Below are 11,774 nucleotides of genomic sequence, written 5' to 3'. Positions count from 1 at the left end.
TGCGGGATTAGCTCAGTTGGTAGAGCGATACCTTGCCAAGGTATAGGTCGAGAGTTCGAGCCTCTTATCCCGCTCCAGTTTCCAAAGAAAAGCGCCAGCTTTTCTCTGGCGCGATAGCAAAGCGGTTATGCACCGGATTGCAAATCCGTGTAGGTCGGTTCGACTCCGGCTCGCGCCTCCAGTTTTGAAAAGCCGCTCAAGCAGCGGCTTTTTTCGCATCTTCTGCCTGCCGTTGGCAGGTCGGAGCATGCAGGCCGCCATGGTGAAATTGGTAGACACAAGGGACTTAAAATCCCTCGCCTTTTGGTGTGCCGGTTCGACCCCGGCTGGCGGCACCAGTATTCTGCCTGCGTTGAATTCCATCATGCAAAAAGCCCCGCCAAGGCGGGGCTTTTTGCATGTGCCGGACTTTACAGCGCGGCAGCGAAGATTGCGCTGATTTCCTCGGCAGTCGCCTGCTTCGGGTTGGTGAAGCCGCAGGCATCCTTCAGTGCGTTTTCGGTCAGCGTCGGAATGTCTTCGGCCTTGGCGCCCAGTTGCGCTACACCAGACGGGATGCCGATGTCGGCAGACAGCTTGCGGATGGCGGCCAGGCAGACGTCGGCGGCGGCATCATCGCTCAGGCCGTCGACCTTCTCACCCATTGCCCGTGCCACGTCGCCGAGGCGCTTGGCAGCAACCTGCTTGTTGTAGGCCTGCACGTGCGGCAGCAGGATGGCGTTACACACACCGTGCGGCAGGTCGTAGAAGCCGCCGAGCTGGTGCGCCATCGCGTGCACATAGCCGAGCGAGGCGTTGTTGAAGGCCATGCCGGCGAGGAACTGGGCGTAGGCCATCTGTTCGCGGGCTTCGATGTTCTTGCCGTCGGCTACGGCGGTGCGCAGCCACTGGCTGATGATTTCCACGGCCTTCAGGGCGCAGGCGTCGGTGATCGGCGTGGCAATGGTCGATACATAGGCTTCGACGGCGTGGGTGAGGGCGTCCATGCCGGTGGCGGCTGTCAGGCCGGCCGGCTTCAGCAGCATCAGTTCCGGGTCGTTCACCGAGAGAATCGGCGTGGTGTGCTTGTCGACGATGGCCATTTTCACGTGACGGCTTTCATCGGTGATGATGCAGAAGCGGGTCATTTCGCTGGCGGTGCCGGCAGTGGTGTTGATGGCCACCAGTGGCAGCTGCGGCTTGGCCGATTTGTCGACGCCTTCGTAATCCTTGATGCTGCCGCCGTTGACGGCAACGAGCGCGATGCCCTTGGCACAATCGTGCGGCGAGCCGCCGCCGAGCGAGATCACGAAGTCGCAGCCATTATCGTTCAGCAACTTCAGGCCCTCGGCAACATTGCCAGTGGTCGGGTTCGGCTGCACGCCGTCAAAAACAACCGCGCCAACGCCGGCGCCCGCCAGCTGATCGGTGACAGTTTTGACAATGCCGATCTGCACCAGCGGTTTGTCGGTGACGATCAGGGCCTTCTTGAAGCCGTAGGACTGGATGGTCTTGACGGCGTCGCTCAGGCAGCCGGCGCCCATCAGGTTGACACAGGGGATGAAGAAAGCGGTGGTGGTCATGGAGTTGCTCCCGAGTTGAAATAAACCGTTACCGGTTGTTGCAAAGGAAGCTACGCCAAAATTACCTGTAAGAAATTGCGAAAAATCAAGCCGGATTCGGGCTGGAATGTTACGGGGAACGGCCTGCGGGATACGGTTCTGCAAGTGCATGAATCCGCATGATTTTCATGCCCGGTCTTGCCGCTACGGTCTTTCCCGTACAGCGCTGTCATCTTGAGGGTTGCAGCGTGGCACTGCTTTCAGTTTCAGTAACAGCGGGCTAAGCAGTGCACCGATGGTCGCCAGCAGCATGTCCTTGTGGGCGTCCCACATATCGCCCTGCTGGCCGTTGTAGCCCTCGGCATCCTCGGCTGACAGTAACAGGGATACACCCCACTCGAACCATTCGTAGATCAGGCTGCTGACCATGATCCACAGGATGGCCTGCAGCCAGCTGTCGCGCCTGCTGCGGCCCCGACGCAGGAACAGCTCGGCCAGTGGCAGCGTGAAGCACAAGCCGTAGACCAGATGCACCAGCCGGTCGTAGTGATTGCGCGTCCAGCCGAAGAGCTGCCGTGTGTCTGTTGCGCAGCAGGCCTGCAGCCAGCGGTCATAGGGCACATTCGAATACAGCCAGCGCGCGCCGAAGATGTGCAGCAGCAGGAAGGTTGCGATCAGCAGGGTGGCAAGCCAGCTGAGGGCGAAGCGCTTCTGGATGATCGCCCAGCCAGCCAGAAAGGCAACGGTGAGGCAGTGCTGCAGCAGCAGGTCGCCCGGCCAGGGGGCGCGAATGCACGAGAGCAGCATCGCTGCGGTGAGCATGACCAGCAAGGCGCGGAATGAGGCAGGAGAAGGTGGAGTATGCATGCCGGCAGGCTACTTTACTTGCGGCGCGCTGCCTGTGAGCGCCGGTTGCGGCGGGTAACAGCGATGAGCATCAGCCCTGCCCGAAATCAGTGCTCTGCAGCGTATCGGTGTTGCACGGGGGGCACGGGCACATTCAGCCCGATGAGTCAGCCCGGACTATGGATGGTTGTGCAAGACCACCGCGAGAATGTGTGTGGGTATGCGTCTGTAGCCAATGTTTTTGTTGGGCTATGGCTTTGTACATGCATGAGTATGTATGGCGGGGCGTTTTGCGTGGCGCCTTGCTACAATCGCGGCTGACTTGTGGATGATCCTGATGACGCTGGACGAGATTTTTGCCGACAACGGCCCCTTTGCCGATGCCTTTCCCGGCTACAAGCTGCGCACGCCGCAGCTGGAAATGGCGAAGGCCGTGGCGGAAACGATTTCTGAGCGCGGCCAGCTGATCGCCGAGGCCGGCACCGGCACCGGCAAGACCTTTGCCTATCTGGTGCCCGCGTTGATGTCGGGCGACAAGGTGATCGTTTCCACCGGCACCAAGACGCTGCAGGATCAGCTGTTCGCCCGCGATCTGCCGGCGGTGCGCGAACTGCTGCGCGTGCCGGTGACGATTGCGCTGCTGAAAGGGCGCAGCAACTACATCTGCCACTACCATCTGGCGCGCGCGGAAACCGAAGGGCGCTTCCTGCGCCGCGAAGACGCGGTTGATCTGCAGAAGATCAAGCGCTACGCCAAGATTTCCACCAGCGGCGACAAGGCCGGCTGCCCCGGTGTCGATGAAACGTCGACGGTCTGGATGCAGGTCACCAGCACGCGCGACAATTGCTTAGGACAAGACTGCCCCAACCACAGTGAATGCTTCGTGCTGAAGGCGCGCAAGGAAGCGCAGGAAGCCGACGTGGTGGTGGTCAATCATCACCTGTTCTTCGCCGACGTGTGGCTGAAGGACGAGGGCGCCGGCGAGCTGCTGCCGGCGTGCAACACCATCATTTTCGACGAGGCTCACCAGCTGCCGGAAATCGCCAGCCTGTTTTTCGGTGAGTCGCTCGGCTCCGGCCAGATTGTCGAGCTGGCGCGCGATGCGCGTGCCGAGGCGATTGTCGTTGCCAAGGATTTCGTCGCGCTGCCCAGCGCAGCGGAGGATCTGGAAAAAGCCGTGCGCGATCTGCGCCTCGTTTTCAAGGAAAGCAACCGCCTGCCGCAGCATCAGCTCGATCAGGTCGAGGGTTTTGCGGCGGGGCTGGACGAGGTGCTGGGCAAGCTGGAAACGCTGCACGAATTGCTCGCGAAACAGGCCGAGCGTGCGGAAAGCTTGCAGAAATGCCAGGAGCGCGCGTTCGAACAACTGCAGATGATCCGCAACTGGCAGAAATCCGACCGCGACGATTACGTACACTGGATTGATGTATCCACGCACGGCTTCATGCTGCACGCCACGCCGCTGAACATTGCGGAATTGTTCAGCAAGCAGATCCGTTTCAACCCGCGTGCGTGGATTTTTGCGTCTGCCACGCTGGCGGTGAACGGCAAGTTCGAGCATTTCAAGCACGAGCTGGGCCTGTGGGACGCGCGCGAGGAATGCTGGGACAGCCCCTTCGACTACAAGCAGCAGGCGGTGCTGTATGTGCCGCGTGACATGCCCGAGCCGAATTCGCCGGGCTTCACGCAAAAGGTGATCGACCGCGCCTGGCCGCTGCTGCAAACGACGCAAGGCCACGCCTTTCTGCTGTTTACGTCCTTGCGCGCCATGCGCGAGGCGCACGAGCTTGTCGCCGAAAAGCTCAAGGAAGCCGGGCTGGACTGGCCGCTGCTGCTGCAGGGCACCGGCTCGCGTACCGAATTGCTGGACAACTTCCGCCGCTCACCGAACGCCATCCTCGTCGCCAGCCAGACCTTCTGGGAAGGCATCGACGTGAAGGGCGAGCAATTGTCGCTGGTCGTCATCGACAAGCTGCCCTTTGCCAGCCCGGGCGACCCGGTGCTCTCCGCGCGCATCGACAAGGTGAATGCCAGCGGGCGCAGCGCCTTCATGGATCTGCAGCTGCCGCACGCCACCATCACGCTCAAGCAGGGCGCGGGGCGGCTGATCCGTGATGAATTCGATACCGGCATCCTGATGATCGCGGATAACCGATTAGTTGATAAGCCCTACGGCAAAACCATCCTGCACAGCCTGCCGCGCATGTACCGCACGCGCGAGCTGGGCAACGTCAAGAAATTCTTCGAGGTAAAACGCCAGCATGGCCGCCCCACGCAAACCCCGGAACCCGCCAGCCAGCAAAATGACGCTGGAGACGAAGCCTCGCAGCAAGGCCGTGACTAAACCCGCTGGCCGCGTGCATCCGCTCAGCCGCCTGATGGCCATGCTGCTGGTGCTCCTGTTGCTCGCGGCGGTAGTCGGCAGCGCTGCCTTCTATGCCTGGGCGAACAGGCCGCTGGCTGTCGCAACACCGAAGGATTTTGTGCTCACGCCCGGCTCGCTGAAAAATGTGGCCGGCCAGCTGGTCACGCAGCAGGTGATCGACCAGCCCGATCTCTTCGTGCTGCTCGCGCGCATCACCGGCGAGGCGGGCAGCCTGAAGGCGGGCAGCTATCATCTGTCCATCGCGCCCAGCCCGCTGGAGCTGCTGGAGAAAATCGGCAAGGGCGACACCAGCATGGTGCGTGTGGCGATTGTCGAGGGTCGCAACTGGCGCGACATCCGTCGCCAGCTGGAAGGCAATGTGCAGCTCAAATCCGACATTCGCGGCATGAGCGATGCCGACATTGCCAGGGCACTGAATATCGATGCGCCCAGCCTGGAAGGGCAATTCTTCCCCGACACCTATCAGGTCGACAAGGGCAGCTCGACGCTGGAATTGCTGAAGCGCGCGCATGCGCTGCTGCAGGAAAAACTCGATGCCGCCTGGGCGGCGCGTGCGCCCGGCCTGCCGCTGAAGAGTGCGCAGGAAGCCCTGATTCTGGCCTCGCTGATCGAAAAGGAAACCGGCAAGGCCGAAGATCGCCCACTGATCGGTGGCGTCTTCATCAACCGCCTGAAAACCGGCATGCGCCTGCAGACCGACCCCAGCGTGATCTATGGCGTGGGCGAAGCGTTTGACGGCGACCTGAAGAAAATCCACCTGCAGACCGATACGCCGTGGAACACCTACACCCGTGGCGGCCTGCCACCCACGCCGATTGCGATGGTCGGCGACGCGGCGCTGCTGGCGGCCACGCAGCCGGCGCAGACCAAAGCCTTCTATTTCGTCGCACGCGGCGACGGCAGCTCGGAGTTTTCCAATACACTCGACGAGCACAATGCGGCGGTGCGGAAGTACATTCTGAAGCGCTAGCCGGCTCCGGGTGAGGGTGTGCTACTTGGGTTCCTTGTCCGGCTTGTGCTTGGGGTCGAGTTTTTGCAAGGCCTTGATTCGCTCAATACCCTGCCTGTAACGTTCGGTGTCGTTTTCGCCATCGAGCTGCTTGCTGACCAGTTCGATGGCGGGCCAGATGGCCTCTTTCTGCCCCAGCCGTGCGGCAGCCTCATAATGCTGCAGGGCTGAATCCGGATCGGGCTGGGCTAGCCCATATCCTTGTTGCATCATTTCTGCCAATAGGTAATGGGCAGTGCCGTTGTTGAGTTGTGCGCCGCGCTTCAGCGCCTCTAGCGCAGGTGCGTAATCTGAATTATCGGTTGTGCCACCAGCGCGATTGACTTCTTTCAGCAGTAGTACGCCGTAATTCGACCAGGCAATGCCCTCGTTGCGCTGCATGCCTTTGGTCAGCCAGAGCACGGCACGCTGTCGCAATACCGCGGCGTCGTAATTTGCTCGAGTGAAGTCCGCTGCGCGCAGGTAATAGAGGTAGGCGCGCTGATATTGCCGGGCTGCGTCGTTTTCCAGGGAAAAGTCATCCGGCCGCAGCGCCAGGGCGGCGGCGTAATAGTCGCCCGATTTGCCAAAGTCATCAATGGCATTGCCATCGATCAGATCGGGTGATTCTCCGGGACTAACGGCGCTGGCAAGGCTCAGCAGGGTTGGCATCTTCAGGCCGCGTGCCAGTGCTTCTTCCAGCAGTGCAATCCCTTTGCGCTTCTGCCCCTCATCAATCAGCAGCAGCCCCAGATTGTGGCTGGCACGGGCGGAACCCTTGCTGCGTGCCTGCTCGTAATACGTCTGTGCCAGCTGCCGTTCTTTTGCTTCGTCGTAATCCGGTGCGTCAGGTGTTTTGATCAGGTGAAGATGGTGCATCTTGCCAAGCAAGAATAATGCTTCGGCATCACCTTGCCGGGCGGCGGTCTTTGCTTTGGGCAGAAATTCGGCAAACTGTTTCTGCTCGAAAAGCTGCTCCAGTGTTGTGGCGTGAGCGGGGGCTGTCAGTAATAAGATTGGCAGGCAAAGTGTGCGGACTGCGTGCATGGTGTCTCGTCGGGTTTGCCGCCCTTGTTGATGCGGGCCTGGCTCGATTAATTGCTCAGGCGGCTGGTTGGCCCGGGCTGCGCAGTGTTTTCTGGACTTTACGCTGCGCGCGGATGCCGCCTTTGTTGCTGATTCTGTATCCTACGCCGGGTTTGCTTGGCTCGTCCATTCGCTGGAATGCCGCAATCCGCCAGGCCTGGGTGTGTGCTGCGCAGGGCGCAGGTCGGCGCGATCCGTCGTGTTTAGCCAGTGCATGGCAAATAAAAACGCCACACTCTGCCGGAGTGTGGCGCGAAGGAGGAATGATGAAGCTCTTGCAAAAAACGGTACTGCAAATCTCCCTTTCCGCTGGCCGTGTTGCCGTGGCTGGCGGTTAAGCTGCGAAGGTCCCGCTTCACAGATCGCTGAAACCGTCACAGATCAGTGTGACGACCCGGGGCGCCCGGACGGGGGACGATGATGATTGTCCCGAGGCGAGCGCTGCTCTAGCCGTACTACCGTTGGAGCGCGGAGCCCGGTGCAGCGATGAACGTAATGTAGTTATTCTTCGCTCGCGAACATATACGGCGTTCACCCTAAGGGTTTTGCTGTGCCGCAGCAAAGATGCTCTGATGCTTACTATTTGATGGGTATATTCATGCAGCCATTTAATTTAAGTGGATTGGTTAATATACATTTAATGGTATGCTCAGGGTGAATGTAAGAATTATGATTATGGCATGCGCATGGGCCGATGAGCGGTTTGCTTTCGAGCGATTTTCGCTTTTTTTCGCTATTTGAGCAGCGCCTGCAGTGGCAGCAGCAGGGTGGCCAGCCAGCAGGCCAGAGTCAGGACCGCATAGCGGCGCAGCAGCACGCGGGTACCGCCGATTCGCTCGGCCAGGCTGCGCGGCACGGCAGGGGGCGTACGTCCGAAGACGTGATGCAGGTGCTCATCCAGCCCCGCCAGCGTCACGGCATCCTGCGCAAGCAGGCGGAAATAGCCGGCATCGAGCCACAGGCGCCAGCCGTGCACCAGCTGCGCCAGGGCAAGCGGCAGCAGCATGAGCCAGCTCCAGCGCGGGGCACCGTCGGCCAGCAGGCTGGCGACACCCAGCAGCAGCGGGGTAAGCAGTGTAAGCGGGCGAACACTCTCCAGCAGTGCCGCCATCAGCGCGGCGGCTTCGCGCGCATTGCGCTCAATCATGGCTGCTCTCCGCGGGCGGGCAGGGAGGCCAGCTCCTGCAGATGATGCTCGCGCAGCGTGACACGCTGGCGGCGTTCGCGCAGCAAGGCCAGCGCGGCAGGCGCGTCTTCGACGTGACGATAGTGGATCAGCCAGGCAGCAACGATCGCGGCGCTGCGTGACATCCCCAACGCGCAATGCACCAGCAGCGGCTGGCCGGGATGGCGCAGGCGCAGTTCCTCCAGCAGCTGCGCGCCGTGCAGCAGCTCGGCGGGTGTGGGCGGCAGCAGATCCAGCAGTGGCAGGCTACGGTAGTCGGCGGCGGGGTGTGCCAGCGCGTTGTATTCGGCGGTGAGGTCCAGCACGCCGGCAAAGCGCGCTTCCCGTGCGGCGGTAATCGGCCCGAGCCAGACGCCGGGAACGACCTCTTCCGCGCCGGGTAGCGCGTTCAGGAAATAGCGTCGCACCAGCTTGGCGCCCCAGCGGTACGGTGCGGTGAGCCAGCTGGCGGCGATGCGCAGCCGGCCGCCGGTTTTCTGGAACACCGCCGGGCCAGCCACGGCATAGCCGAATGCGACAACGGCCAGTGCGGCAGCCGGCCACAGCAGCAGCCAGCCCCAGCCTTGCCACCATCCTGCCAGCATCGCACAGCTGGCGCTGCCCAGCAGGTAGCGCAGTGCCAGACCGCGTGCCCGTGCCGGCGCGGCGGTATGCCAGCGCTGCCAGCGTACTGGCGCAACCGGCAGCAGCCAGCACACCAGCACGCCCATGGCGATGCCGGTGGGTATATCGAGCAGATGGTGCTGCCAGGTGGTGAGCACGGATAGCCCGATCAGCACGCACCACAGGTGCAGCAGCGGCAACCAGCGTGCCGGCAGATGGGCCGCGGCACGCAGCCAGATGATGAACAGCAGGCTGATGTGCAGTGACGGTGCCTGATTGAATGGTTTGTCGAACAATCCCAGTGCCGCAAACATCTGCCCGAACAATCCGCCGACTTCGGGGCGGTCCCAGCCAAAACGCAGCGGCCAGAGCACGAAGCACAGCGAGGACAGCGCGGTGGCCAGCAGCAGCCGGCAGGCCTGCGTACGGATCTCGCTGCGGGTGGTGCAGATCAGGATCGAAATTCCGTACATCAGATCGATCGACCAATAGGGCAGGATGGTCCACGGCCAGAAGGGAATCCATTCCCGCTCCCACGCAAACGCAATATTGCCGACCGCACTGGCCGGCAGGGTCGAGGCGTAGTGGTTGGCTTGCCCGTAAAAGAGGAAAAAGCCGGGCGCGGCGATCAGCAGCCACAGCAGGGCATAGCCCCAGGGATGTGCGTGCGTGCGTGTATTCATGTCAGGGCTTGCCAAAGTGGGCGGGCGCGTCAGTGCGGCGGAAACGCGCAAGGCTGGCGTACGGCAGAGTGAGGTCGAGCCCGCAGGCCTGTTCTGCGTGTGCATAGCCGAGGCTGACGATCACGCCTTTGCCATCGATGCCGTTCAGCCGTAGCCAGGGGTATTCCGTTCCGGCCGGGTCGGCAAGATATGCGGCGTAGCACTCGTCGCCACGCTCATCCTTGCTCAGCTGCCGCTTGAGCGTAGCCGCGACGAGCTGGCGGAATGTCGCCTGCTGTGGCCCGTCGATTTGATACACCTGCTTGCCCAGCGCAATCTCCTGGCCGCTCTGCCGGTCATAAACGCTGCTGCCGTATCCCGCGTTCGGATGCGGGCCGCCGCAGTTGGATTCCGTTTGCGTTTGAATATTCAGGTAACGGGTACTGGCATAAGTGATCGTGCTCTTCAGCTGGAAGTCCTGAAAATCCCCCGCCACCGCCGAGCAGTATTCGGCGTCGACAATGCTGCCTTGCAGCAGCAAGCGCAGTGCCGCATTGACCGCGGCATCACCGGGCTGTGCCGGCTCAGCCAGCTGCACGCTGGCGGCGACCAGCGCTTCGCCGCGTTGCCAGCGCAAGGGGGTGATTCGCAGGCCTGCCTGGCTCTGTGTCTTGCCGGTGCGAATGGCCAGTGCCGGGCTTTGTGCCAGCAGCAGGTTGAAGAGTTCCGGGCGCAAGCTGGGCTGAATGGTTTGCCCCAGGGCCTGCGTCGTTTCCTCGGGCAAGGCCGCGGGTTCTAGGTGTAGCGGCAGGCCGTTTGCCCCCGGCTGTTTCAGCCACTGTCCCTCCCAGCCCCGGCCGGCGCGCCGCAATGACCAGTAGCCGCTTACTACCTCGTCACCGGGTGATTTGACGCGATATTCTTCCAGCAGGCCAGCGCGCTCGCTTTTGCGCAGCAGCAGTACCCGCCCTTGCGACAGATAGCCGTACTGCCCGCCATCCGGCTGGCCATGCTGATCGGTCGAAAGCTCGACCACCACCGGCTTGCCGCCCAGTGTGCCGGTGAAGGTGTCTGCCAGCGCGCTTGCCCCGAGCATGAGCTGCAAGCTGGTCAGAATGGCGATGGGTATGCGTCTGCGGGTCATTGTTTTGATGGGGTGTGTCATTATGGGGTGACGGGTATCAAAGCCTAGCGGCCGCACACCTCGGCGCGCAGCTGCAACTCGTTGCACAGCATCAGGTACTGGGTAATTTCGCTGCTGCGCACCAGCACGCACTGCCACGGTTCTTCGGCGTTCACCGGCTTGCCGAAACTGGCCAGCGCAAACTGCGGGCCGAGATCCTGCTGGATCAGCTTCAGCGCCTTGTCGGTTTTCAGGCCGGAAAGCTCGTCCGGGTCGAGCTCCAGCCCGTCGTCAAAGCTTTCCCAGATCTGCGCATACAGATCGTCGAGCTGCGGTGCACAGAACAGCAGGTCCGGCGGCAGCAGATGGATCAGCACCCATTGCCACAGCGGCATGCCGGATTCCTCCGTGTAGCCGTACACATCGTATTTGGCCTGATAGTCGGCCGGATTCTCGCGCGCGGCGTCCACGGCGGCGACAATCGGGCGGGCGTCATCGGCGTCCATGAAGCCGCCGGAAATCAGGTTGATCAGTTCGGAAATGCTTGCGCTCATGCGGGGGCCTGTATGGAAAGGGGTGAGGAGGGCATGCTAGCCGAGTTTGGCCGGGTCGGGGTAGCGGGCGACGAGGCCGAGGCCAAGCGAAAAATTGGCGATGCTGTCGTAATCGTCGTCATGCCCGATCCAGCCCAGATAGGCGTCGTCACCGGTATCCCAGTGCCACAGCGCATAATCCCGCTGCTGCAGCTGTTCATGCGCGAGCAGCATGATCTGGCCGACCTCCAGCTCGTCTTCCGGATTGTCGCAACCCCAGTCGAATTCGATGTCGATCTTCAGATTGCTGCACAGTGTTGCCAGCACGTCGAGCATCGATTCGCTGTCTTTCCAGTCGACGAAGAACACCAGCTCCCAGTCGGCGGCTTCCTTGAAGCCGGTGGCGATCAGTTCGTCCTCCTGCTCCTCGTATTCGTCCTTGTTGTCTGCGTCCTCGATGAAGGCCTTGAATTCGGCGCTGCAGCGTTGCGCGAGCGCCGTATTGCCATTGCTGATCAGCGCGTACAGCTCGCGCGCGCAGCGCAGGATGCGCTGGTGGCGCGTTTCCTGCGCGGCGGTTTCGCCCGGCGTGGCCGGCTGGTAGCCCTTGTTGAGCTTCTCGGCAGTGGTCTTGTCGGCGACTTTCAGCATGGCTTCGATGCTGTCGAAGTGCTGTGTCTTGCTCTGGCCATTGGCGCCGATGCGGCCATAGCGGCTGATCAGCGTGCCGTCGTCGTTGAGCGTCAGCTCGTAAAATTTGTGCTCGCCGGTCTCTGCGCTGGAAAGCTCGAAATAGCGTTTTTGCAGGATGCTCATGGGT

10 protein-coding genes and 3 tRNA genes are annotated in these 11,774 nt (G+C 61.9%); 5 read left to right on the top strand and 8 right to left on the bottom strand.

The genetic code is table 11. The features are described 5' to 3' along the window. Position 1 precedes the first annotated feature (1 nt). From H559_RS0115290 to H559_RS0115280, 3 genes are all read left to right on the top strand, one after another. Positions 2 to 77 (top strand) — tRNA-Gly (locus tag H559_RS0115290). Positions 78 to 107: 30 nt separating this feature from the next. Further along, positions 108 to 181, top strand: a tRNA-Cys gene (locus H559_RS0115285). Positions 182 to 253: 72 nt separating this feature from the next. Continuing rightward, a tRNA-Leu gene (locus H559_RS0115280) sits at positions 254 to 338 on the top strand. A 72-nt stretch (positions 339 to 410) separates the two neighbouring features. On the opposite strand, the gene yiaY is transcribed toward H559_RS0115280, so the two are convergent. Together yiaY and H559_RS20735 are read right to left on the bottom strand one after the other, a co-directional pair. Further along, positions 411 to 1,562, bottom strand: coding sequence for an L-threonine dehydrogenase (gene yiaY / locus H559_RS0115275; protein ID WP_028453389.1), 1,152 nt, complete (start codon positions 1,560 to 1,562; stop codon positions 411 to 413). Positions 1,563 to 1,745: 183 nt separating this feature from the next. After that, positions 1,746 to 2,408, bottom strand: coding sequence for a DUF2238 domain-containing protein (locus H559_RS20735; protein WP_081413094.1), 663 nt, complete (start codon positions 2,406 to 2,408; stop codon positions 1,746 to 1,748). Between the two features lie 316 nt (positions 2,409 to 2,724). Between H559_RS20735 and yoaA the strand changes: the two genes are divergently transcribed. Together yoaA and mltG are read left to right on the top strand one after the other, a co-directional pair. Then, positions 2,725 to 4,731, top strand: a complete 2,007-nt coding sequence (gene yoaA, locus H559_RS20730; RefSeq protein ID WP_081413100.1) for a DNA repair helicase YoaA — start codon at positions 2,725 to 2,727, stop codon at positions 4,729 to 4,731. Further along, positions 4,724 to 5,743: an endolytic transglycosylase MltG gene (gene mltG, locus H559_RS0115260; protein ID WP_245579383.1), complete on the top strand. Its 1,020-nt coding sequence runs from the start codon at positions 4,724 to 4,726 to the stop codon at positions 5,741 to 5,743. The genes yoaA and mltG overlap by 8 nt, the downstream gene beginning before the upstream one ends. Before the next feature lie 21 nt (positions 5,744 to 5,764). Here the strand turns inward: mltG and H559_RS20725 are convergent, their stop codons facing one another. The 6 genes from H559_RS20725 to H559_RS21945 form a co-directional block, all read right to left on the bottom strand. Further along, positions 5,765 to 6,808 carry an SEL1-like repeat protein gene (locus tag H559_RS20725; protein WP_051279580.1) on the bottom strand — a complete coding sequence of 348 codons (1,044 nt, stop codon included), beginning with the start codon at positions 6,806 to 6,808 and terminating at the stop codon, positions 5,765 to 5,767. 772 nt (positions 6,809 to 7,580) lie between these two features. Next, the gene (locus H559_RS0115250; RefSeq protein ID WP_028453387.1) at positions 7,581 to 7,994 is read right to left on the bottom strand and encodes a hypothetical protein; all 414 of its coding nucleotides are present in this window, start codon (positions 7,992 to 7,994) and stop codon (positions 7,581 to 7,583) included. Further along, on the bottom strand, positions 7,991 to 9,319 hold the full coding sequence (locus tag H559_RS0115245; RefSeq protein ID WP_034641531.1) for a phosphatase PAP2/dual specificity phosphatase family protein: 1,329 nt from the start codon (positions 9,317 to 9,319) through the stop codon (positions 7,991 to 7,993). The genes H559_RS0115250 and H559_RS0115245 overlap by 4 nt, the downstream gene beginning before the upstream one ends. A gap of 1 nt (position 9,320) precedes the next feature. Then, positions 9,321 to 10,442, bottom strand: coding sequence for a hypothetical protein (locus H559_RS0115240; RefSeq protein WP_028453385.1), 1,122 nt, complete (start codon positions 10,440 to 10,442; stop codon positions 9,321 to 9,323). Positions 10,443 to 10,486: 44 nt separating this feature from the next. After that, a complete protein-coding gene (locus tag H559_RS0115235) occupies positions 10,487 to 10,975 on the bottom strand; it encodes a hypothetical protein (protein ID WP_028453384.1) in 489 nt (162 codons plus the stop codon). Positions 10,976 to 11,011: 36 nt separating this feature from the next. Next, positions 11,012 to 11,770, bottom strand: a complete 759-nt coding sequence (locus H559_RS21945; RefSeq protein ID WP_051279578.1) for a DUF6630 family protein — start codon at positions 11,768 to 11,770, stop codon at positions 11,012 to 11,014. Between the last annotated feature and the right edge of the window lie 4 nt (positions 11,771 to 11,774).

It is taken from the genome of Chitinilyticum aquatile DSM 21506 (genome assembly GCF_000430805.1).
In the GTDB taxonomy this organism is placed as follows: Bacteria; Pseudomonadota; Gammaproteobacteria; order Burkholderiales; family Chitinibacteraceae; genus Chitinilyticum; species Chitinilyticum aquatile.
The sequence above is the reverse complement of the archived record's forward strand: the minus strand, read 5'-3'. Positions and strand labels throughout refer to the sequence as shown.

Excerpts from the sequence above, each read along its gene's own strand:
- yiaY (WP_028453389.1), bottom strand. The coding sequence starts at position 1,562 with ATGACCACCACCGCTTTCTTCATCCCCTGTGTCAACCTGATGGGCGCC.
- H559_RS20735 (WP_081413094.1), bottom strand. The coding sequence starts at position 2,408 with ATGCATACTCCACCTTCTCCTGCCTCATTCCGCGCCTTGCTGGTCATG.
- yoaA (WP_081413100.1), top strand. The coding sequence starts at position 2,725 with ATGACGCTGGACGAGATTTTTGCCGACAACGGCCCCTTTGCCGATGCC.
- H559_RS20725 (WP_051279580.1), bottom strand. The coding sequence starts at position 6,808 with ATGCACGCAGTCCGCACACTTTGCCTGCCAATCTTATTACTGACAGCC.
- H559_RS0115250 (WP_028453387.1), bottom strand. The coding sequence starts at position 7,994 with ATGATTGAGCGCAATGCGCGCGAAGCCGCCGCGCTGATGGCGGCACTG.
- H559_RS0115245 (WP_034641531.1), bottom strand. The coding sequence starts at position 9,319 with ATGAATACACGCACGCACGCACATCCCTGGGGCTATGCCCTGCTGTGG.
- H559_RS0115240 (WP_028453385.1), bottom strand. The coding sequence starts at position 10,442 with ATGACCCGCAGACGCATACCCATCGCCATTCTGACCAGCTTGCAGCTC.
- H559_RS0115235 (WP_028453384.1), bottom strand. The coding sequence starts at position 10,975 with ATGAGCGCAAGCATTTCCGAACTGATCAACCTGATTTCCGGCGGCTTC.
- H559_RS21945 (WP_051279578.1), bottom strand. The coding sequence starts at position 11,770 with ATGAGCATCCTGCAAAAACGCTATTTCGAGCTTTCCAGCGCAGAGACC.